This is a genomic window from Pseudocitrobacter faecalis (assembly GCF_965231525.1).
GTDB classification, from domain to species: Bacteria; Pseudomonadota; Gammaproteobacteria; order Enterobacterales; family Enterobacteriaceae; genus Pseudocitrobacter; species Pseudocitrobacter faecalis.
Genome location: NZ_CBDDNJ010000002.1, coordinates 2324681 through 2346856, shown reverse-complemented (window position 1 = coordinate 2346856; position 22176 = coordinate 2324681). Strand labels below are relative to the sequence as shown.

The window sequence follows — 22176 nt, the reverse complement described above, 5'->3', positions numbered from 1 at the left end:
GGTTGTTTTTCTCATCTTACACCGTCCGGAAGTGCGTAACCGCCGATAAAGAACCAGCCCAGAAAAATGACCGCCACTATAAAGATGACGATAGGAAAAGCGATACCAAGCCTCATTATTTTATCCTGAATGTTATTTATTCATATTGCGTAGGGTGAATCTTAACCGTTATACCATGGCGAATGCACCTGACGGCGCATTTGTTTATCCAGATACATCGCTCCATCAGCGTCTCGCATAGCGCTTTCAATATCCGTTGTGTTAGGGTCAATATCAATCACGCCGATACTGGTTCCCGGATAGTGGAAGGTGGTTTCTGCTAATAAATAATCCCCACTGAGCTGCTTGCGCAACGAAGTGACAAACTGCGTTGGTTTATGCGTTGAGGTACAGAGTACCGCAGCCAGAAATTCATCGCCACCCAGGCGGCCTACAAGGCCATCTTCCGTTTTGAAGTCTAAAAGCCGTTGCCCAATCTGCTGTAAGAACTGATCGCCACAGTGATGTCCGTAGCGATCATTGATTGCCTTAAAGTCATCGAGGTCGATATAGGCTAATGTAATATGGCAACCCACTTTTCGGGCATGAGAGAACAGGGTCTCCAGATTCTCAAATATCGCCCGGCGATTCGGCAAACCCGTAAGCGCATCGGTGTAGGAGTGGTATATCAGCGCCGCATTCGCCGCACGCAACTGATTCACCAGCGACTCTTTTTCAATGTAGCGCGCAATGATACTGGCGAACAGCTGAAGAACCTGCTCACCGTTCAGGCTAAAGGGCATGGTTTGCTTACTGGAGGCGCATAGCGTTCCATACAGTGAACCATCCGCCAGATGCACCGGGGTACTGAGAAAGGTGGTGATACCAAGCTCGCGCGCACGCTCACAATCGGCCCAGTGGACATCGACGTCATCACAAAAGAAAAAGTTCTCATCCATCGCCCGTTTGCATAACGACTCTTTCCAGGGAACGGAGGCGTTTTCCGGGATGGTCATTTCACCGCTATTGCGCGCATAAACAATATGTTGCAGCTGGGCTTCCGTATCGATTTTAGTCAGATACGTTGACTCCATATTGGTGACCAGCTCAAGCATTTCGAGCAACTGGCGAACCAGACACTCCAGTGATTGTTCTGTGGCAAGGGTATGTGATACCCGGGCAAGAATGTTGTCGGACATGAAAAAAGCTCCCGTACAGCGGTGGAGATTGCGGTACGTTGGTAAGAATTTTCTGACTGCGTAATAAGAATACAGCCTGGATATATCAAATTTTATACATTCTGGCGCAGGAAAATAAGGCTTTGAGGACAAAAAAAAGCCCCATCGGGGGAGATGGGGCAAAAACTCATTGATTATGGAATGATCTGTTCTCTGGTCAGTTCGAGAACGGGGAGTACTTTATTCGGCAAAAGTGCAGTTAAAATGGAGAAATCATGGAGTTTAAAGTGAAACCTCATCTAAAAGGAAAAAGCATGTTGAAACAGACCCTGATCGGTGCCGCACTACTTCTTGTCGGATGTGCACAACAACAACCCGATGCGCCACCGCCGCCAAAACAGATAGGTATGGCTAACCCGGCGTCGGTGTACTGCGTGGAAAAGGGCGGTAAATTGATTGCGCAAAAGAGTGCGCAAGGAGAGAGTAATCTTTGCCTATTGCCGGGTGGCGAGCGTATAGATGAGTGGACGCTCTGGCGGCGCGATCATCCGCAGAAATCGTGACAATATCGCGGCTCTTGAGTAAACTTCGTTTCGGATAATTCTTAACCGAAGAACGTGAGTAGAACGAGAGCATGTTTTTGCATAAACCGGGTAGCACTGCCCTGATTATTGCCGCGCGTACCCCAGCAGGTCGCGCGAATATTGGTAAAGCCGTTGAGCTGTTTGCGCTTTGCGCGCCGGGAGAGCGTATTTTAAATCCGGTGAATGGTGTGATGACGCAAATGCCTGCGCAATCACCCCGCGCGTTATGGCTGGTTACCGGTGATGTGCGGGCGGCAGATGGGCAATACGGATTCGCGTTTGTGCGCAGCGAGTATCTTTTGCCGCTTACGCCGGATGCGTTGCCCGAAGCGGAAAAAACGCTCAGTCTTGCATAATGCTACGCCGTCAGGCGTAGCATTGAGGCGCTTTACAGTTTGCTCAACCAGTCGGCTAACACGCGCGCATGGTTTTGTGTGGTATTGGTCGCAGCATAAAGTAGCGTAAGGCCCTGGGTATTGGCGATACCTTGCAGACGAATGCCTTCCTCGCGATGCTGATTCAGTTCATCGCGGTAGTGCTGGCAGAAGGTCGCAAAATCGATCACCTCGCTGTGATACGCCTTACGCAGTTCGGCGGAGGGCGTGAGCACTTTACACCAGTCATCGTAGACAAAGTTTTCCTTTTTGATGCCGCGCGGCCACAGCCGGTCGACGAGCACGCGATAACCATCCTCGGGTGTTGCTGCGTCATAAACGCGTTTACACTGGATCATCTCCTGCCTCCTTTACGCTCATCCAGATGATAGACTTTCCACAATACCACCCCCTCCCGGGTATTGCTATTCAAGGGCGACTCCACCAGGATTACGCGCATCATGTTGTTCGAAAAATTGTTATGTATAAGGACCACTCATGGAAAACCCTGCTGTCAAAAATACCCTTCGCATTGCCCTGGTTGGCGACTACAACCCAGACGTGACAGCCCATCAGGCGATTCCGCTGGCGATCGATGACGCGGCAGCGGTGCTGGATATTCCCGTGGACTACCACTGGCTCGCGACTTCAGATATCCACAGCATCGATGATTTAACCGATTTCGACGCCATCTGGGTGGTACCGGCCAGTCCGTATAAAAACAGTGAAGGCGCATTTTTGGCGATTCGTTACGCGCGCGAAAACAGCCTGCCATTCCTGGGCACCTGTGGTGGTTTCCAGCATGCGGTGATTGAATACGCGCGTAATGTCATGGGATGGGACGATGCGGCTCACGCCGAGACCGACAGCGAAGGCCGCATGGTGATTGCGCCACTGAGCTGCTCGCTGGTGGAAAAAACCGACACTGTCGAACTGCGCGCCAACACGCTGATTGCGCGCGCGTACGGGCGCGATGAAATTACAGAGGGATACCACTGTAACTACGGGATTTCAGCGGAATTCGCGGCGGCGTTACAGGATCAGCCGCTGCGGGTGACCGGCTGGGATGAAGAAGGGGAGATTCGCGCCGTTGAACTGGTGACGCATCCGTTTTTTGTGGCGACCCTATTCCAGCATGAACGCAATGCACTGGAAGGTCGCCCTGCGCCGCTTGTACAGGCTTTCCTGTACGCAGCGGCCAATTAAACGCTTAGTGAATTTCCCGGTCGCGTCCGGCGAGTGCGCCAAACAGCGCCATCACCAGTGAAATGACCGCCACGGCGTAGAGCGGGATATGCCAGTCACCGCTGGCGTCGTGGATTTTTCCCATCAGCGGCGGCCCACAGGCTGCCAGCAAATAACCCACAGACTGCGCCATTCCCGACAGTGCCGCTGCCTGATGTGCCGAGCTGGCGCGCAGGCCAATAAAGGTCAGACCGAGGATCATTGTCGCCCCGGAACCGAAGCCGAAAATGAGCGTCCAGACCACGGCCTGCGCCGGGAAGAGCCAGTAGCCCGCCGCACTCACGGCACACATTAGCGCGACGAGGATGGCGATCCCACGCTGATCTTTGAGCCGATGCAGGATCAGCGGAATCACCAATCCCGGTGCGGCGGTCGCCAACTGCAACAGCCCGTGCAGCGAACCCGCCTGCGCTTCGCTGTAGCCCTGCCCAATCAAAATAGCGGGCAGCCAGCCGATCACGACATAATAGACCAGTGAGTTGATCCCCAAAAAGAGAGTGACCTGCCACGCCAGCGATGAACGCCAAATCCCGCGGCTTTTCAGGGTACGCGAGGTGGTCAGCGTGGCGGTTTTTGCCGCGCGCCACTGCGGTAACCACAGCAGTAACGCCAGGAGCGGAAAGATCATCAGCCCCAGTAATGCGCCACGCCAGCCGAAACCGTTCAGAGCCAGCGGCACGACCATGGCGGAGCCCAGTGCGGCGGCGGCCCCCATGGTGACAGAATATGCGCCGGTCATGCGGGCGACGTTGCCCGCAAAATCGCGTTTGATTAACCCCGGCAGCAGTACGTTACCCAACGCAATTCCGCAACCAATGATCGCCGTGCCGACGAACAGCAGACTCACTGCCGGTAACGAGCGCACCGCAATGCCGCTGCAAATGAGTAGCAGGGCGACTAACAGGCTGCGTTCAATGCCCAGCCGCTGCGCGATACCCGCAGCCAGTGGGGAGACCAGCCCAAAAGCCAGCAGGGGAAGGGTTGTCAGCAAACCGGTTTGGGCAGTGGTTAAGGTGTATTGCGCGCGAATAGCGTCAAGCAGTGGCGCGGCTCCGGTAAAGGTGACGCGTAGCGTCGAGGCGATCAGTAAGATGCCCGCAATCAAAAGCCAGGTGTGGCGGGTGGCAGAAGGTGAAATAGTACGCATAGCATTCTCAATAAAACGATGGGAGGAAGACGATACCTTGTTTAGTACAGGATGAAATCAAGCTAAAATGACAAATTATCGCTAAATTCGGACAAAATTATGTTGGGTCTTGGTCTCGATGGTTATCACCCCGACGGTCATCATGATGCGGCAGTGGCATTCAGCGTTCAGGTTGCACCCGATGAGCAGTACATCCCACAGCATCAGCATCGTAAAGGGCAACTGATTCTGGCGTTGCACGGCGCGATCACCTGTGAGGTGGAAAACGCGCGCTGGATGGTGCCGCCACAGTTTGCGGTATGGATCCCCGGCGGTATGCCGCACAGCAATCGGGCGACGCCGCAGGCTCAGCTCTGTTTTCTGTTTATCGAACCCGGCGCGGCGCAGATGCCCGATCACTGCTGTTCCCTGAAAATTTCACCGCTGGTGCGCGAGTTGATTCTGGCGCTCGCGCAACGGCCTGGTAATGCGCGACAGACGCCGCAAAACCAGCGTCTGACGCAGGTACTGTTCGATGAGCTCCCGCAACAGGCCGAGCAGCAGCTACAGCTACCGGTATCGGGGCATCCGAAGATCCGCCTGATGGTCGAGACCATGGAGGCGGAGCCCGCGCAGTGGCAGACGCTCAGCCAGTGGGCCAGCCGTTTTGCCATGAGTGAGCGCAATCTGGCGCGGCTGGTGGTCAAAGAAACCGGGCTCAATTTTCGCCGCTGGCGGCATCAGTTACAGTTGATTCTGGCGTTGCAGTTGCTGGTGCGTGGAATGGCGGTGCAGCAGGTGGCGCTGGCGCTCGGCTATGACTCCACCACTGCATTTATCACTATGTTTCGTAAAGGACTCGGCCAGACGCCGGGGCGCTATCTGGCGAGCCTTACGACTTCCCAATAAGAATGGAGACCAGCCCGGCGGCAATCAACGGGCCCACCGGAACGCCGCGAAACAGCGCTACGCCCAGTACGGTGCCAATCAGTAGCCCAGCCACCAGCTGCGGCTGGCTACCCATCAGCACGACGCCGCGTCCCCCCAGCCACGAGACGAAGACGCCAACCGCTATCGCCACCAGCGATTTCCAGTTAACGAAGGAATGCAGAAGCGTAGAAGGGGGCAGGGTACCGCTGGCAATGGGCGCCATGACGCCGATGGTCAGGATAATAATTCCGATGGTCAGCCCCTGTTTTTCAATCCACGGGAAAAAGGTATTAAGCGGAGTGACACGAACAATAATCAGTACCAGGATGGAGACGGCTACGGTGGTGTTATGACTGACGAAGCTGAGCGCCGCCAGCCCCAGGAGGATCAGCAGAGTGGTATCGAGCATGAAAGGAAATCCTTGCCAGAAAAAGTAAGCCTGCTTACTTTACGCGCAACCGCGTGAATAAGCAGGCTTTTTGTTCTTCGGATTGATATTTGTGGCACTTGCACCAGGTATATTATTAATTCTTATAATTCGCGCCGAAACGTCACCAGTTCTGGCTGCGCAATACGTAAATAGTCTTCGGTATTCAAAATAACGGACTTTTCCAGACGGCCGGCGTTAAACGCAATTTCATCAAATCGTGTAAACAATAACGGGTCTGCAATCAGACGCAGTGAGGGATGAAATGAGAAAGGCGGGATAGCACCAAAAACGCAGGCGGTGAGTTGCTCAACCTCGGCTGGGCTGGCGAGTGAGGCTTTTAGACCGCCCACGTGCTCAGCAATACGCGATAAATCAGCTTGTTGGTCGGCGGCGAGCACCGCCAGAATATGTTGCTTAACGCCGTTGCCCTTGACTTTACACACCAGCGCTTTGGCGCCCTGGCCCAGCGCGGTGCCGCGCATCTCAGAAACGGCTTCGCATTTACCCACCGCTTCGTGGGTCATGACACGGTAGCGGGCGCGGTTTTCCGCTAACAGGGCTAGCAGATGCTGGTGAACATCCTGGGGCGCGTTGATTTCAGACATACCTTCTCCTTGCGACGAAAAACAGCCTTCAGGGTAGACCTTTTCACGGCTAACTCAAGTGGTGAACGCTTATCGGGAACGCTTCCCTTTTTTGTGCAGATACAGCGCGCCATCGGCTTTCGCAAACGCGCTGTCCAGCGATTCACCCGGCTGCATTTGATAACCGCCCCAGGAAAAATTCACCGGGAAATCGGTATCCATGGCTGCCAGATTGTTTTCGATACGTTTCACCACCTGCTGAGCCGCATCCAGGGTATTATCGATGAGGATGATATTAAACTCGTCACCGCCAAGGCGAATGCCGTAATCACTCTTACGAATCGACTGATCGATGGCTTTTCCCAACGCCTGAATCATGCGATCTCCCGCCGGATGGCCCAAAGTGTCGTTGATGCGCTTCAGGCCGTCGCAGTCCAGTGCGATGACGCTTACGGCAATCCCTTTTTCGAGTAGCTCGTCGATTTTGGCCTGCAGGGAAGGCGAGAGCAGTTTTCGGTTATACAGGCCGGTCATCACATCCGTGATGTTCTCTCGTGAGAGTCGCGCATTACGTGTCAGATGATAATTGGCATACGCACAAAGCAAATAGGTGGTTAAGAGATAACTGAAGATAAGCCAGGCATTCGAGATGATAAAGTAGACGATGTCCAGGCTGATATGCAGCGAGTAGTATTGCGTGATCGCTTCTTTATGATGAATAAGCGTACGCACTCGCCAGGTAGGGTTGTGGAAATTGATTTTTTTTCCGGTGGCGTTGTCTTCGATATGCATCGACAGGAATTTCCAGATAACCGGTCTGTCGGCAGTATAGAACGAAGTCGCCAGATCACTGATATTTATATCCGTGATGATAATGCCTTTAAACGTACTGTCTTTAAACACCGGCGTAAGCATGCTAATAATATTATGGTGAGTATAGCCATCCCGATAAACATGCGAAATGATGTTTTCACCCATCGCCAGATCTTTCAAGCTGCTGTCATCAATGCTGATTGTTTGCGCGCTCTTTTTAATATCGATTGAATTATGGTGGATAACCAGCCAGTTATTAAAGGTGTACTGAGTGCTATCAACCAGTTTATTGATATAGATATAGGAATTCGCCACGTCGATGTAATAGCGAATGTTATCAAATGCGTAGCCGGAATAGTTGGAAAAGGTATACTTTGACGTTTTTCTGGCAGGCAGTGAATTGATGAGCGGAAGATAAGCGATATCCTTGACCCACTGTTCACATGAGGCATTGGTGGTCTGCAGCGTGCCCGGTAGCGCCTGAAAATCATGGCTGGCAAGGTTAAAGCCATTCACACCGTTAAGGTGCTCGAGTTTCTGACAGGCGCGGGTATCATGCTTCTTTATATTGGCATCTGCTGAAAAAGCGCGCGATAGCCGAAAGGCCAGATTCTGATTGATATACTCTTCGTGAAAAAGCGCGGAACGTCCATTTTCAGAGATATAATTCATATAGTTATTAAGATTGCTGTACTCTTTATACAGCAGCCCAAGGAATACACAGGTCGATAAGATGATTATCACAAACGTTGTTTTTTTGCTGCTGAAATGTGACACATTTATATCCTGAACTTCGCGGGCGACGCTGAATTATAGCATGCATTTTTTCAGGATAGGGCACTAAGCGGAAATACCCTTTTCCGCTTAGTGTAAAGATAATTAGCGAATAACCAATACAGAACATTCTGCGTGTCTGACCACTGCCGCAGCGGTAGAGCCCAGTAAATAAGTGGTAAAATCAGGACGATGCGAGCTAATAATAACCAAATCCGCAGGAATGGTTTTCGCCAGCTCGAGGATTTTATCCTTTGGCGCACCTTCCGCGAAGTGTTTGTAAACCCGATCTTCCGGTAAAGAAAACTGCTTAACAATCTCGTCGAGCTTTTTCATGGCATCGGTTTCGAGATCGTCCATCACCGGCAGGTCGGCAACATAGCGTGCACCAAGGGTGGCATAGTATGGATACAAAGGGAGTACGGTCAGGAAATGGACTTCCGCATCATCCAGCCGAGCTTGCGCTTCTACCTGCGCAATCACGCGCTGAGTGAGTTCAGTTTCTGAAATATCAATCGGTACAAGAATCTTCGTGGTCATAATACCTCCTTTTGTCATCACCAATTTAAAAGTAACCGTTTATGGTGTGGGGGTATATTAAAAAGTGTACGTTTCGTGAGCTATACCATTTTTTAATGATAATTACCCCGATGAAAGACGTGTTGAGATTTAGCTGATAAGAAAATGAGGAAATCAGCCAGCAAACGGTGTTGCTGGCTGACGGATGTCAGGCATCCTGCTTATGAAAAAGTTCGCGGAATACCGGGTAGATATCTTCCTGATCGCGAATATGCTGCATCGCGAAGTTATCAAATGTCGCCTGTAGATGCTCATATTCCCGCCACAGGGTTTGATGCGCCCGGCGGGTAATTTCGATATAGCTGTAATACCGCACCACTGGCAGGATCTTCTTCGCCAGCAACTCATGACACAGCGGGGAATCATCCGCCCAGTTGTCACCATCTGACGCCTGGGCGGCATAGATATTCCACTGTGCCGGGTTATAACGTTCCGTCACCACTTCATCCATCAGTTTCAGGGCGCTGGAGACAATTGTGCCGCCCGTTTCCTGAGAGTAGAAGAACTCATGTTCATCCACTTCTTTCGCCTGCGTATGGTGGCGAATATAGACCACCTCAACGTTTTTATAGGTTCGACTCAGGAACAGATAGAGCAGAATGTAAAAACGTTTGGCCATATCTTTGGTGGCCTGATCCATTGATCCTGAAACGTCCATCAGGCAGAACATTACCGCCTGGCTGGTAGGCTCAGGGCGTTTCTCATAGTTTTTATAACGCAGGTCAAAAGTGTCGATAAACGGCACGCGATCGATTTTTGCCCGCAGCTCAGCAATCTCTTTACGCAGCCGCTCCTCCTCAAGCAACTGGGCAGGCTCACTTTTGGCGACGATTTCCAGACTGGTTTCCAGTTCATGCAATTCGCGCCGTTTTCCCGCCGTCATGGCGGTGCGTCGGGCCAGCGAGTTTTGTAGCGAGCGAACGACGCTGATGTTGGCCGGTACACCGTTTGAGGTAAAACCCGCACGGTGCGTTTTATACTCGGTCAACTGGCGCTGCTGGTTTTTTCGCAGGTTCGGCAGGGCCAAATCTTCGAAAAGCAGATCCAGATATTCGTCTTTCGAAATCTGAAAAACAAATTCATCCTGGCCTTCGCCGTCAGGGCTGGCCTGGCCCTGACCGCTTCCACCGCCACCACCGCCTCCTTGAGGGCGCTCAATGCGGTCGTTTTGCACAAAATGATCGTTACCGGGATGCACCCGATGGCGAAGCCCGCCGCGCCCCTGATGGAACATCGGCTCGTTAATATCATCCGTAGGAATGGAGACAGACTCACCGCTGTCTATGTCGGTAACCGAACGCTTATTGATGGCCTCGGAAATCGACTGTTTAATCTGCGCCTTATAACGGCGTAAAAAGCGCTGGCGATTCACCGCGCTCTTGTTTTTGCCGTTAAGACGCCGGTCTATAAACCAGGTCATATTTCCCCTCCCGTACTGCCAACTTTTCGCCGTAGGTAGATGCCGAATGGCGCTGCGCTTATCCGGCCTACGGAACGCTGTTATATGCCCGGCGGGCAAAAGCCGCCGGGCATCACATCATGACGATTTACGCACGCGCAGATACCATTCACACAACAGTCGTACCTGTTTACGGGTATAACCTTTTTCCATCATGCGATCGACAAAGTCGTCGTGTTTTTTCTGCTCGTCCGTTGACGTTTTGGCGTTGAAGGAGATAACCGGCAGCAGCTCTTCGGTATTGGAGAACATTTTCTTCTCAATAACCGTGCGCAGTTTTTCATAGCTGGTCCAGTTCGGATTGCGCCCGTTGTTGTGTGCTCTGGCGCGCAGCACGAAGTTGACGATTTCATTACGGAAGTCTTTCGGGTTACTGATCCCGGCAGGCTTCTCAATTTTTTCAAGTTCTGCGTTCAGGGATTCGCGGTCAAACAGCTGGCCGGTATCCGGGTCGCGATACTCCTGATCCTGAATCCAGAAATCCGCATAAGTGACATAACGGTCAAAAATGTTCTGACCGTATTCAGAGTAGGACTCCAGATAGGCAGTCTGAATCTCTTTGCCGATAAACTCGGCGTATTTCGGGATCAGATACCCTTTCAGGAACTCAAGATAGCGTTCCGCCATTTCCTGCGGGAACTGCTCGCGCTCAATCTGCTGTTCCAGCACATAGAAGAGATGAACCGGGTTCGCCGCCACTTCCGCATGGTCGAAGTTGAACACGCGAGACAGAATTTTAAAGGCGAAGCGGGTTGAGAGGCCGTTCATCCCTTCGTCCACGCCAGCATAGTCGCGATACTCCTGATACGACTTCGCTTTCGGATCGGTGTCTTTCAGACTTTCGCCATCATAGACGCGCATTTTGGAGTAAATGCTCGAGTTTTCCGGCTCTTTCAGACGCGACAGAATCGAGAAGCGCGACAAGGTTTCCAGCGTGCCAGGGGCGCAAGGCGCATGCACCAGCTCACTGTGATTAAGCAGTTTTTCGTAAATCTTGATCTCTTCCGAAATGCGCAGGCAATAAGGCACTTTGACGATGTAAACACGGTCAAGGAACGCCTCGTTGTTTTTGTTATTACGGAAGGTGACCCACTCCGATTCGTTGGAGTGGGCGAGGATAATGCCGTTGAACGGCAGGGCAGAGAGACCCTCGGTGCCGTTGTAGTTGCCTTCCTGAGTTGCGGTCAGCAGGGGGTGCAACACCTTAATGGGGGCCTTGAACATCTCGACGAATTCCATGATCCCCTGGTTGGCGCGGCACAGCGCGCCGGAATAGCCATAGGCATCCGGATCGTTCTGCGCGAAGTGTTCCAGCTTACGGATATCCACTTTCCCGACCAGCGCCGAGATGTCCTGGTTGTTTTCATCGCCTGGTTCGGTTTTGGCAATCGCCACCTGCTCCAGAATGGATGGCCACACTTTGACCACGCGGAATTTGGTGATATCGCCACCAAACTCATGCAGACGCTTAGCTGCCCACGGCGACATGATGGTACCGAGATAACGTGAAGGCACGCCGTACTCTTTTTCAAGAATCTGCGCATCTTCCTGCGGGTTAAACAGACACAGCGGATGATCGTTGACCGGGCTGCGTTCGCCGTTGGCGCTCAGCACGTAAATCGGCACCCGCTGCATCAAAGATTTCAGTCGTTCCGCCAGGGACGATTTACCGCCCCCAACCGGGCCCAGTAAATAAAGGATCTGTTTCTTCTCTTCCAGTCCCTGGGCGGCGTGTTTCAGGTAGGAGACGATTTGCTCAATCGCATCCTCCATGCCATAAAATTCTTCAAACGCCGGATAGCGTCCAATGACGCGGTTCGAAAACAGACGGGAAAGCCGTGGCTCCTGGGCTGTGTCGACCATTACAGGCTCACCAATAGCCATTAACAGCCGTTCTGCCGCATTAGCATAGGCACTGCGGTCTTGCCGACAAATGGTAAGAAACTCCTGCAGTGTGAACTCTTCGTCCTTGGCAGCTTCATAACGCTGGCGATAGTGATCGAATATATTCATGGCATGCCGTCCTTTCGTCTTTTTTAGCACAGGTGGTTAAGAGCCGTTCGTATGAATAGTGGAGGCTCCCGGAAGCGGTCTGCCGCACGACGCTCGCTGTCAATTCAGCACCCGAACTCCCCGGCTGTTGAACCTTTAACGAAAACGTGCCCTGCGATGACGACTTCTAAAAATAAGCGTAGATGGCATTTGCAAAACTTGCATGCTGTCAAAAATGAATTTCAATGACATATCAATAACTCATCAAAAAATACGGTCATTTATTCTTTTTATGGAGATAAGGGATTTCTTTCTGCTGTCACGTGTTTGCAAACACGCTGTCATCTATTTTCGAGAGAATATCGAGTCAAATTGTGCCATTTCAGGTAAATAATTTGTGATAAGCGGACCTGACGGGTAAACTTCCGCCGCTGATAAGTTGAAAAAGGAATAAAGGATTGTGAATAAAATCAAACTTCTGACGCTGGGCGTACTGCTGGCTACTTCTGCAACTGCCGTGCAGGCTGAAAGCAAACTGACCCTGGGGGCAGGCGTTGGTGTCATTCAACATCCCTATAAACAGTACGGCAACGATGTTGTGCCGGTGCCGGTACTGACCTATGAAAGTGAGAACTTCTGGTTCCGCGGCCTGGGCGGTGGTTACTACCTGTGGAACGACGGTACCGATCAGCTTTCCCTGACCGCGTACTGGCTGCCGATGTATTTCAAACCGAGCGACAGCGACAGCCATAAACTGCGCCGCCTTGACAGCCGTCACTCGACGATGATGGCCGGGGTCTCCTGGTTCCACCACACCCAGTACGGTTCTCTGCGCACCACGCTTTCCGGCGATACGCTGGACAAAAGCAACGGCCTGATTTGGGATTTGGGCTGGATCTATCGCTACACCAACGGCAACCTGACGCTGACGCCAGGTATCGGTGTCGAGTGGAACAGCGACAACATGAACGACTACTACTACGGCGTATCGCACAAAGAATCGCGTAAAAGCGGCCTGCGTGACTACAAAGCTGATGGCGGCTGGAACCCGTATCTGGAGCTGAGCGCGAACTATCGCTTCCTCGGCAACTGGAGCGTATACGGTACTGCCCGTTACACCCGCCTGTCTGATGAAATTACCGACAGCCCGATGGTAGACAAAAGCTGGACCGGCCTGCTCTCAACCGGTGTCACTTACACCTTCTGATGACAGCAACGCTGTATCAAGCCCGCCACTGGCGGGCTTTTTTTTGGCTTTTCCCCGGAAACTGGCGTCATAATTCAGGCAATTGACCAACCTAATGGCACGCGCTTTTCCTTTAGGGTAAGAGATAACAAAAGGAGGATGTCATGGCAGAAAGAACGGTTTTAGTCGCCGGGCAACGGTTACCGGCGATTGGCCAGGGGACGTGGTATATGGGCGAGAATGCCAGCGCGCGGCGTGAAGAAGTCATGGCGCTGCGGGCGGGCGTTGATTGCGGGTTAACATTAATTGATACGGCAGAGATGTACGCGGAAGGCGGCGCGGAAGAGGTGGTGGGCGACGCAATTCGCGGGATCCGCGACCGCGTATTTGTGGTGTCGAAGGTGTACCCGTGGAATGCCGGGGGCAGCAATATGGCCGCCGCCTGCGAAGCCAGCCTGCGGCGATTAGGTACCGATTATCTTGATCTTTATCTCCTGCACTGGCGGGGGAACTATTCGTTGCAGGACACTGTAACGGCAATGGAAACGCTGGTGGCGCAGGGAAAAATCCGTCACTGGGGCGTGTCGAACCTCGATTACGCCGATATGCAGGAATTGTGGCAGGTGAAAGGGGGTAAGGCCTGCGCAGCGAATCAGGTGCTCTATCATCTGGCCTCACGGGGAATCGAATACGATCTCCTTCCCTGGTGTCAGCAGCAATCAATGCCGGTAATGGCATACTGTCCGCTGGCGCAGGCCGGGCGTTTACGCAGTGGATTGTTTGCCAACCCGACAGTGAAAGCCATTGCGGATGCGCATCAGGTTACAGTCGCGCAGGTGCTGCTTGCATGGGTAATTCGTCAGCAGGGCATCATGGCCATTCCGAAAGCGGCAACAGTGAAACATGTGGAAGAGAATGCGGCGGCACTGGCGCTGATGTTAAGCGAGGAAGAACAGGCATTGCTGAACCGCGCGTTTCCGGCCCCGGGGCATAAAACGGCGTTGGATGTCGTTTGAAAATAATGCGGTCATTGTAGGCCGGATAAGCGCAGCGCATCCGGCAGGCAGCCCGCACAAAAGTGCGGGCTAACCACTTAGCCTTTCACAACCTTGATGGTCTGGCTCAAACGAGATGGTTTATCCGCCGTCGCTTTTTGCGTTTTGCTGGCGCATGCGGTTTCTACACACACGAAGGTTTTATAGCCATCGTCTGGCATATCGCCCATGCTGACAGACAGCGCCGGGCCAGGGTTCCAGCCCACCACGTCCGGATTATGGTGGTGAATCACGTTAATGCTGCGGTTCAGCGCCGCATCGTGGATCACGCTGCATGATTCCGGATTCAGATAAACGCGGTCGGTACGATCCGGGAAGGTTTGTACGCCGTCGCTCAACATGCCTTCTTTGGCATCGTTCACTTTATCGATATAGCGGTCGCCAAGGCCACTCACTTTCACCGCGTGGATATCGCCCACGTTGAAATAGGTGTGTAGCGCGCTGGTGGTGTCGAAATCACCGTGTGCTTCCAGTTCGATTTCGCAGGTTTTACCCAGTTTGAAACGAGCGAGCAGGGTGAAGTCGTGTGACCAGTACTGGCGAGAAGCCTCGCTGCTCTGCAGTTCAAAGGTCAGCACCACGCCGTTGTCATCTTCGTTGTGCGCCTTCAGCGCCCACGGCAGGTTGCGGGCAAAACCGTGAGAAGGCAGACCCTTTTGGGCTGCCGGGCCAAACCACGGCCAGCAAATTGGCACGCCGCCGCGCAGCGCAACACCGGTTTTAAACGGAGTATTGTTGCTGAGCCACAGCACATCCGCTTCTCCCGCCGGTTTCCACGACAGCAGATGAGCGCCCTGAAGCGCAACGGAGGCCTTAACCGCCGGGTGATCAACAACGATAATTTCCAGCTCATCAAGCTGACGACGGGAGAGCACAGGGGTAAGTTGTTCGATTACCGGAAGTGCAAAAATTTTATTAATCATTACGCAATCCTTCTTTTCAAACAAAAAAAAGAGCGACCGAAGTCGCTCTTTCAGATTACTGTTTCATCTCAACTTATTTGGAGATGTGAGCAATCAGGTCCAGAACTTTGTTGGAGTAACCGGTTTCGTTGTCGTACCAGGATACCAGTTTCACGAAGTTGTCGTTCAGTGCGATACCTGCTTTAGCATCGAACACGGAAGTGCAAACTTCGCCGTTGAAATCGGTAGATACCACGTCATCTTCGGTGTAACCCAGAACGCCTTTCATCGGGCCTTCGGAAGCAGCTTTGATTGCTTTCTTAATTTCTTCGTAAGAAGCAGCTTTTTCCAGACGAACGGTCAGGTCAACAACGGATACGTTCGGAGTAGGAACGCGGAACGCCATACCAGTCAGTTTGCCATTCAGTTCTGGCAGTACTTTACCTACTGCTTTAGCAGCACCGGTAGAGGACGGGATGATGTTCTGAGCTGCGCCGCGGCCGCCACGCCAGTCTTTGTGAGACGGGCCATCAACGGTTTTCTGAGTTGCGGTGGTCGCGTGAACAGTCGTCATCAGACCTTCGATGATGCCGAAGTTGTCGTTGATAACTTTTGCCAGCGGTGCCAGGCAGTTGGTGGTGCAGGATGCGTTAGAAACGATGTCCTGACCTTCGTATTTGTCAAAGTTAGCGCCTTTAACAAACATCGGAGTGTTGTCTTTGGACGGGCCAGTCAGAACAACTTTTTTCGCGCCAGCAGTGATGTGCTTACGAGCGGTTTCGTCAGTCAGGAAGATACCGGTAGCTTCAGCAACTACGTCAACACCAACTTCGTCCCATTTCAGGTTAGCCGGATCACGTTCAGCGGTAACACGGATTTTTTTACCGTTAACGATCAGATGACCGTCTTTCACTTCAACGGTACCGTCGAAACGGCCGTGAGTGGAGTCATATTTCAGCATGTATGCCATGTAATCAGCGTCTAACAGGTCGTTGATTGCAACGATCTCGATGTCAGAACGTTTCTGAGCAGCACGGAAAACAATGCGACCGATACGGCCAAAACCGTTGATACCTACTTTGATAGTCATATATTCCACCAGCTATTTGTTAGTGAATAAAAGGTTGCCTGTAAAATTACAAAAACCTTACGCAGCGTCAAGCGGAATCGTGTCAATCATTGCGACAAATCAATCCTCAGCACAACCTTTGCTCGATTGAAATGCCTCACTCTCCCTTTGAGCTTGTAACCACATGGGGTCGGCGCGGCGAATTTTAAAGGTTACAGCAGATAAAAATGTGAAATGAATCACAATAATCCGGCACTCTTTTCGTATCGAATAAGTTTAGAACAAAAGTCGATACGTCATTGTTAATGTTTTGTTAGAATCGAAGTTGAGATGTACTTTTCATAGCGAGATGTGAGCAAAATGGCGAACAAACCTACCCCCGAAGAACTCAAAAAAAATTTAAGCGAAATGCAGTTCTACGTTACGCAGAATCACGGCACTGAGCCGCCATTCACCGGGCGTTTGCTGCATAATAAGCGTGACGGGATCTACCACTGTTTAGTGTGCGATGCGCCACTTTTCCACTCCGAAAGTAAGTACGATTCCGGATGCGGCTGGCCAAGTTTTTATGAGCCCGTGAGCGACACGGCGATTCGCTATCTCAATGATTACTCCCACGGCATGCAACGTACTGAAATCCGTTGCGGAAATTGCGATGCCCACCTCGGCCATGTCTTCCCCGATGGGCCTCAGCCGACGGGTGAACGTTTTTGCGTCAATTCGGCCTCTCTGAGCTTCACGGATGGCGAGAAAGGTGAGACAACCAAAGGTTGAAAAAACGATTCAGCAAATTATTCCTTAACAGTCGGAGTCGGACATGAGTATTGAGCAAATTATCGACAATATGACACCGGACGTTTATCAGCGTTTGATGACGGCGGTGGAACTGGGAAAATGGCCGGATGGCGTGGCCCTGACCGCAGAACAAAAAGAGAACTGTCTGCAACTGGTGATGCTCTGGCAGGCGCGCTACAACAGCGACGCCCAGCATATGACCATCGACACCAACGGGCAGATGGTGATGAAAAGTAAGCAGCAGCTGAAAGAGGATTTCGGCATCTCACCGAAGCCTATCGCCACCTTTAAGCAGCACTGAGTGTTATCAGGCCGCAATCCACGGTTCGGCCTGTTCCACTTTCGCATTCCAGATGGCATCACGTACCGACACGGGCTTGCTCAGCAGGCCCAGCGCGTAGAAGCGGTCGGCGATGGTTTGTTGTGCGCGAATCACTTTCAGATCCATTTCCCGCGTCTGATGACTGCGACGGGCCAGCGCACACTCCAGCGAGGCGATATCGAGCCCCAGCTCGCTGGAAAGCAGTTGTGCCGCGTCATGACGCTGCCTGTCGATAAACTTGCCGGTTCTGCCGAGCGCATCCACCACCTGCGCAATGATGTCATTGTTGTGCTGCGCGTACTGGCGGCGGGCGATGTAAAACTGATGGTTGTTTACACGTCCCTCGCCGGTGGCGACAATCCGTAGCTGACCGCTTTTTTCCGCATCACTGAGCACCGGATCCCACATCATCCACGCATCGGCGGCCAGATAGTCGCTGGGCGTCAGCGGATACTTGGGCGGCGCGTACACCACTTTTACATCCTCAAGGCGTAAACCTGCTTCTTCCAGAATCTGCACCAGCAGCCAGTGCACATTGGAACCTTTATTCAATGCAATACGCTTACCCCGTAGCTGATGAATGTGCTGAATGTCGCTGTCATTCGGCACCACCATAGCGACGCTGCGCGGGGCGGGGGGCTCCCAGGCGACATAAAGCAGCGTGTTTTCACGTGATTGGGCAAAGACCGGCGGTGCTTCGCCCGTGGTGCCAAAATCGATATCGTTGTTACTCAGCGCCTGCAACATTTGCGGGCCTGCCGGGAATTCACTCCACAACACGTTCACACCGCGCCCGGCAAATTCGCGCTCCAGCGTCTGACGCGCCTTCAGCACGCCAAGGTTCCCGAAACGTTGATAACCAATACGCAGCTCACGCTCGCGAGGGGCAGGTGAGGCGGTGCTCATCAGTACCGCCTCCGGTTTACGGCGGCTTTTTATCACCCCGAGATGCGCCAGTTGAGTGCGCAACGAGTGGCGGCTGATGCCCAGCAGTGCGGCGGCCTGGCTCTGATTATTGTCGCTTTGGGTCATCGCCGTTTGAATCATCGCGTTCATCACCCGATCGTACAGCTGCCCGCCGTGCAGGGTTAATTGCTGGCGCATAAACGCCGCCAATGCATCTTCTTCTTGCTCATCGATCCTGGCGGGTGCGGAAGTAAAGCGTAGTTGCGCAGGCGTTATAACTTCCTCCTGGCTGAGCAATACGGCCGTATGCAGCATATTCTCCAGCTCACGAACGTTGCCGGGCCATGAATACTCCATCATCGCGCTCAGGGTTTCCGGGGCTAAACGGCGTGAGGGTTTGCCTAAGCGTTTTGCATAAAGCTGTAAAAAATGCTCCGCCAGCAGCGGGATATCCTGGCGGCGCTGGCGCAGTGCCGGAAGATTAACCGCGGCAATGTTGAGGCGGTAAAAGAGGTCTTCCCGGAACCGTCGCTCACGAATGGCCTGTTCAAGGTCAACATGGGTGGCCGCAATGACCCGCACGTTCACCTTGATGGGCTTGCGTGAGCCCACGCGGGTGATCTCGCGCTCCTGCAACACGCGCAACAGTTTGACCTGCAACGCCAGGCTCAGCTCGCCAATTTCATCCAGCAGCAGCGTGCCGCCTTCTGCGGCCTCAAACCAACCTGGCTGCGCCTGCATCGCACCGGTAAATGCCCCTTTCTCATGACCGAACAGTTCCGCTTCTGCCAGCGACTCGGTTAATGCACCGCAGTTCACCGCCAGAAAGGGCGCGTGGCTACGTGGGCTATGGTGATGGAGATATCGGGCGACCACCTCTTTGCCGCTTCCGGTTTCACCAATGATCAGCACAGTGGCATCGGTTGGGGCAAAGCGGTCAAGCAGGCTTTGAAAGGCTTTGGAAGCCGGGTCAATCAGCACAGGGGTTGAAGCGTTCAGCATAATTTGGGCTCCGCATGATTCATATGCCGAACTTATCTTTTACCGGAGCAATACACCAGAGGGGGGAAGGCCCGGTTTGTTGCATTTGCAGCAGGGAATGGTCGGACGGTGTTGCATTTGCAACGAGATGCCGATCTCGCCATCTCTGTTAACTTCATGATATTTAATGTTTTAATTTTTGTTAAATTCTGGCACGAATTTCGCTAGCACCGTTATAACCATCTTGAAGAAACGCTTCGATAAATAGTGAATATAGTTATAAAGGAAAGAGATAATGACAGCGAAATCCGATAATAACCTGAATGTCTTCTGGTTCCTGCCAACCCACGGTGATGGTCGCTATCTGGGCACTACCCAGGGCGGGCGTCCGGTTGATTTGCCTTATCTGCAACAGGTGGCAGTGGCCGCCGATAGCCTGGGCTATTACGGTGTGCTGATCCCAACCGGTAAAAGCTGTGAAGACTCCTGGCTGGTCGCCGCCGCGCTGGCCCCGCAGACGCGTAATCTGCGTTATCTGGTGGCGGTGCGTCCTGGTCTTCAGCCGCCTACGCTTGCGGCACGCATGGCGGCGACGCTGGATCGCCTGTCAGAAGGCCGTTTGCTGATTAACGTGGTCACCGGCGGCGATCCGGTAGAAAACAAAGGCGACGGGATTTTCCTGAATCATACTGAACGTTATGAAGTCACAGATGAATTTCTCAACGTTTATCGCCGCCTGTTGGCGGGTGAAAAGGTCGATTACGAAGGCAAGCACATTAAAGTGGAAGGCGCGGAAGTGCTGTTCCCGCCGGTACAGGAAAATGGCCCGCCGCTGTACTTTGGTGGTTCATCCGATGCGGCGATTGACGTCGCGGGCGATCATATCGACGCTTATCTCACCTGGGGCGAACCGCCTGCGCAGGTGGCGGAGAAGCTGGAAGTGGTGAAAGCGCGGGCGAAAGCAAAAGGACGCGAGCTGCAATACGGCATCCGTCTGCACGTGATCGTGCGCGAAACGGAAGAAGAGGCATGGGCTGCCGCCGACAAACTGATCGCGCACCTGGATGATGACACCATCGCGCAGGCCCAGCAGATCTTCTCGCGCATGGATTCCACCGGCCAGGCGCGCATGAGCGCGTTACACAAAGGCAATCGCGACAATCTGGTTATCTCGCCCAATCTGTGGGCGGGCGTTGGCCTGGTGCGCGGCGGTGCTGGCACCGCGCTGGTGGGCAATCCGCAGCAGGTGGCAGAACGCATTCGTGAGTACCAGGCTTTAGGGATAACGAATTTTATTTTCTCCGGCTACCCGCATCTCGAAGAGGCACATCGCTTCGCCGAGCTGGTCATGCCGCTGCTGCCGCTGAGTACGCGTCCGCGTAGCCAGTCCGGCAACGTGAATACCGGCCCATTTGGCGAAACCATCGGCGGTGCGGCGCGTCCGACTAAACAGGTCAGCGCCAGTTAAACAAGGTTTGGGGAGACGAGCGATGAGTGAACCTCATATTGTGATTATTGGCGGAGGCTTCAGCGGGGCGGCGGTGGCAATTCACCTGCTGCGCGAAGCGCAAGCGCCTGTGCGTATCACTCTCATTGAGCCCAGGGAGCAACCGGGGCTGGGCGTGGCATACTCCGCCGCTGACCCGGCGCATCGCATCAATGTTCCGGCGTCGAGGATGCAACTTTCCGGTGAAGAAGAGGGCGCGTTTGACCGTTGGTATCGCCAGCAGACGAGTTTTCTGCGCGATGCTGATGCCTGTCGCCCCGATGGCAGCGTCTACCCGCAGCGCGGCGAGTTTGGCCGCTATGTCGCCCAGACGTTTGTTACGGAGGCGCAAAAGCAGCCCGGGCGCGTGGTGCACCTGCGTGATACGGCCGTGGCCTGGCAGGATAATCAGGTGATCACCGCACAGGGCCGTAAGATCACCGCCGATCGTGTGGTGCTGGCGGTCAGCCATCCACCGCCGGACTTGCCAAAAGAAGTGCGGGCGATTGCCGAACATCCGCGCTTGGTCGCCAACCCGTGGGTTACCGGGGCGCTGGAAAACATCCCGCCTGAAGCGAATGTGGCGATTGTCGGTACAGCACTGAGCATGGCAGACGTTGTGGCATCGCTGACCCGTTTAGGTCATCGCGGCAAACTGCTGGCGTTCTCGCGCCATGGCTTGCTGTCGCGGCCTAACGCGGTGGCCGGGCTGCCAAAATGGCAGGCGGCGTATGCTCACGGTTCTCTGCGCCAGCGCCTGCGGCAGATTCGCCAGGATATTGCTCGTGCCGCTGAAAACGGCCTGCCGTGGCAGGTGGTGCTTGATGAGGTTCGCAGCCAGGGACAGTCAATCTGGCAACAGTTAAGCGAACGCGAACAGCGCCAGTTCCTGCGTCATCTGCGCCGCTTCTGGGATGTGCATCGTTACCGCATTGCGCCACAGGTTGCCGATGCCATTACCGCGAAACAGCAGGCGGGCTTGCTCACTGTGCTGGCGGCCAGGCTGAAAACGGTGACGGCGAAGGAGAATTATCTGCGTGTGCAACTGGCTGTCCGCAATGATGAGCAGCAGGATCTGTCCGTCGATTATCTGATTTTAACCACCGGCCCCGCGCACGCTTCGCTCACTGAAAGCCAGCCCTTTTTACGTGATTTGCGCCGGGCTGGCGTGATTCGCCCCGATGCGCTGGGGCTTGGAATCGACGTCGATATCCATTCGCAAACGCTGGATGCGCAGGGTAAACCTTCAACGATATTCCTGGTTTCCGGGCCTGCCGCCCGTGGCCGCTTTGGTGAATTGATGGGCCTTCCGCAGGTGGCGGATCATGCTCAGGCCGTCGCGCGCGAAGTCCTGCTGACGCTGTCAGCACGATGTCCCATCATCTAAAAAATTCCCCCTTTAAAAAACGATGAAAAGAGATAGCGCC

General features: G+C 53.5%; 23 protein-coding genes. 10 read left to right on the top strand and 13 right to left on the bottom strand.

Annotation, left to right across the window (positions count from 1 at the left end; genetic code table 11):
- Positions 1-11 precede the first annotated feature (11 nt).
- Entirely contained in the window at positions 12-116 is a 105-nt protein-coding gene (locus ACOXYR_RS11850; RefSeq protein WP_108475694.1) for a YoaK family small membrane protein, read from the bottom strand.
- Positions 117-161: 45 nt separating this feature from the next.
- Positions 162-1178, bottom strand: coding sequence for a GGDEF domain-containing protein (locus ACOXYR_RS11845; RefSeq protein WP_421355213.1), 1017 nt, complete (start codon positions 1176-1178; stop codon positions 162-164).
- A gap of 293 nt (positions 1179-1471) precedes the next feature.
- Here ACOXYR_RS11845 and ACOXYR_RS11840 point away from each other — a divergent pair, with 293 nt between their 5' ends.
- Together ACOXYR_RS11840 and ACOXYR_RS11835 are read left to right on the top strand one after the other, a co-directional pair.
- Positions 1472-1720, top strand: coding sequence for a putative hemolysin (locus ACOXYR_RS11840; RefSeq protein ID WP_350437228.1), 249 nt, complete (start codon positions 1472-1474; stop codon positions 1718-1720).
- 71 nt (positions 1721-1791) lie between these two features.
- Entirely contained in the window at positions 1792-2097 is a 306-nt protein-coding gene (locus tag ACOXYR_RS11835) for a hypothetical protein (protein WP_108475692.1), read from the top strand.
- A gap of 32 nt (positions 2098-2129) precedes the next feature.
- Here the strand turns inward: ACOXYR_RS11835 and ACOXYR_RS11830 are convergent, their stop codons facing one another.
- Positions 2130-2474, bottom strand: coding sequence for a DUF488 domain-containing protein (locus ACOXYR_RS11830; RefSeq protein WP_421355212.1), 345 nt, complete (start codon positions 2472-2474; stop codon positions 2130-2132).
- Positions 2475-2613: 139 nt separating this feature from the next.
- Between ACOXYR_RS11830 and ACOXYR_RS11825 the strand changes: the two genes are divergently transcribed.
- On the top strand, positions 2614-3321 hold the full coding sequence (locus tag ACOXYR_RS11825) for a CTP synthase C-terminal region-related (seleno)protein (protein ID WP_421355211.1): 708 nt from the start codon (positions 2614-2616) through the stop codon (positions 3319-3321).
- A gap of 4 nt (positions 3322-3325) precedes the next feature.
- Here ACOXYR_RS11825 and ACOXYR_RS11820 read toward each other — a convergent pair whose 3' ends face one another.
- Positions 3326-4507 carry a CynX/NimT family MFS transporter gene (locus ACOXYR_RS11820; RefSeq protein ID WP_421355210.1) on the bottom strand — a complete coding sequence of 394 codons (1182 nt, stop codon included), beginning with the start codon at positions 4505-4507 and terminating at the stop codon, positions 3326-3328.
- A 96-nt stretch (positions 4508-4603) separates the two neighbouring features.
- Here ACOXYR_RS11820 and ACOXYR_RS11815 point away from each other — a divergent pair, with 96 nt between their 5' ends.
- Entirely contained in the window at positions 4604-5395 is a 792-nt protein-coding gene (locus ACOXYR_RS11815) for an AraC family transcriptional regulator (protein WP_167405918.1), read from the top strand.
- Here ACOXYR_RS11815 and ACOXYR_RS11810 read toward each other — a convergent pair.
- From ACOXYR_RS11810 to yeaG, 6 genes are all read right to left on the bottom strand, one after another.
- Positions 5379-5825, bottom strand: a complete 447-nt coding sequence (locus ACOXYR_RS11810) for a DUF441 domain-containing protein (protein ID WP_421355209.1) — start codon at positions 5823-5825, stop codon at positions 5379-5381. The two genes, ACOXYR_RS11815 and ACOXYR_RS11810, sit on opposite strands and share 17 nt — an antisense overlap.
- A gap of 122 nt (positions 5826-5947) precedes the next feature.
- Positions 5948-6451 carry a YbaK/prolyl-tRNA synthetase associated domain-containing protein gene (locus ACOXYR_RS11805; protein ID WP_108475687.1) on the bottom strand — a complete coding sequence of 168 codons (504 nt, stop codon included), beginning with the start codon at positions 6449-6451 and terminating at the stop codon, positions 5948-5950.
- Between the two features lie 69 nt (positions 6452-6520).
- Positions 6521-8020 (bottom strand): diguanylate cyclase DgcJ, encoded by a 1500-nt coding sequence (gene dgcJ, locus ACOXYR_RS11800; protein WP_421355208.1) that lies wholly within the window; start codon positions 8018-8020, stop codon positions 6521-6523.
- Positions 8021-8122: 102 nt separating this feature from the next.
- A complete protein-coding gene (uspF, locus tag ACOXYR_RS11795; protein ID WP_108475685.1) occupies positions 8123-8557 on the bottom strand; it encodes a universal stress protein UspF in 435 nt (144 codons plus the stop codon).
- A 187-nt stretch (positions 8558-8744) separates the two neighbouring features.
- The gene (locus ACOXYR_RS11790) at positions 8745-10016 is read right to left on the bottom strand and encodes a YeaH/YhbH family protein (RefSeq protein WP_113858632.1); all 1272 of its coding nucleotides are present in this window, start codon (positions 10014-10016) and stop codon (positions 8745-8747) included.
- Between the two features lie 117 nt (positions 10017-10133).
- Complete coding sequence (gene yeaG / locus ACOXYR_RS11785; protein ID WP_015964800.1) at positions 10134-12068, bottom strand: protein kinase YeaG; 1935 nt, start codon at positions 12066-12068, stop codon at positions 10134-10136.
- Positions 12069-12507: 439 nt separating this feature from the next.
- Here yeaG and ACOXYR_RS11780 point away from each other — a divergent pair, with 439 nt between their 5' ends.
- Together ACOXYR_RS11780 and ACOXYR_RS11775 are read left to right on the top strand one after the other, a co-directional pair.
- Positions 12508-13254 carry a MipA/OmpV family protein gene (locus ACOXYR_RS11780; protein WP_108475683.1) on the top strand — a complete coding sequence of 249 codons (747 nt, stop codon included), beginning with the start codon at positions 12508-12510 and terminating at the stop codon, positions 13252-13254.
- Between the two features lie 143 nt (positions 13255-13397).
- Positions 13398-14249 carry an aldo/keto reductase gene (locus ACOXYR_RS11775; RefSeq protein WP_421355207.1) on the top strand — a complete coding sequence of 284 codons (852 nt, stop codon included), beginning with the start codon at positions 13398-13400 and terminating at the stop codon, positions 14247-14249.
- A gap of 77 nt (positions 14250-14326) precedes the next feature.
- Here the strand turns inward: ACOXYR_RS11775 and ACOXYR_RS11770 are convergent, their stop codons facing one another.
- Positions 14327-15211: a D-hexose-6-phosphate mutarotase gene (locus ACOXYR_RS11770; protein WP_421355206.1), complete on the bottom strand. Its 885-nt coding sequence runs from the start codon at positions 15209-15211 to the stop codon at positions 14327-14329.
- A gap of 73 nt (positions 15212-15284) precedes the next feature.
- Positions 15285-16280, bottom strand: coding sequence for a glyceraldehyde-3-phosphate dehydrogenase (gapA, locus tag ACOXYR_RS11765; RefSeq protein WP_015964796.1), 996 nt, complete (start codon positions 16278-16280; stop codon positions 15285-15287).
- A gap of 339 nt (positions 16281-16619) precedes the next feature.
- Between gapA and msrB the strand changes: the two genes are divergently transcribed.
- Positions 16620-17033, top strand: a complete 414-nt coding sequence (gene msrB, locus ACOXYR_RS11760; RefSeq protein ID WP_189623279.1) for a peptide-methionine (R)-S-oxide reductase MsrB — start codon at positions 16620-16622, stop codon at positions 17031-17033.
- A gap of 43 nt (positions 17034-17076) precedes the next feature.
- Complete coding sequence (locus ACOXYR_RS11755; RefSeq protein ID WP_015964794.1) at positions 17077-17355, top strand: YeaC family protein; 279 nt, start codon at positions 17077-17079, stop codon at positions 17353-17355.
- Positions 17356-17361: 6 nt separating this feature from the next.
- Here the strand turns inward: ACOXYR_RS11755 and ACOXYR_RS11750 are convergent, their stop codons facing one another.
- Positions 17362-19284 (bottom strand): aliphatic sulfonate ABC transporter substrate-binding protein, encoded by a 1923-nt coding sequence (locus ACOXYR_RS11750; RefSeq protein WP_421355205.1) that lies wholly within the window; start codon positions 19282-19284, stop codon positions 17362-17364.
- Between the two features lie 274 nt (positions 19285-19558).
- Here ACOXYR_RS11750 and ssuD point away from each other — a divergent pair, with 274 nt between their 5' ends.
- Together ssuD and ACOXYR_RS11740 are read left to right on the top strand one after the other, a co-directional pair.
- Complete coding sequence (gene ssuD, locus ACOXYR_RS11745; protein ID WP_108475679.1) at positions 19559-20731, top strand: FMNH2-dependent alkanesulfonate monooxygenase; 1173 nt, start codon at positions 19559-19561, stop codon at positions 20729-20731.
- A 22-nt stretch (positions 20732-20753) separates the two neighbouring features.
- Positions 20754-22136, top strand: a complete 1383-nt coding sequence (locus tag ACOXYR_RS11740) for an FAD/NAD(P)-binding protein (protein WP_421355204.1) — start codon at positions 20754-20756, stop codon at positions 22134-22136.
- Positions 22137-22176: the final 40 nt, after the last annotated feature.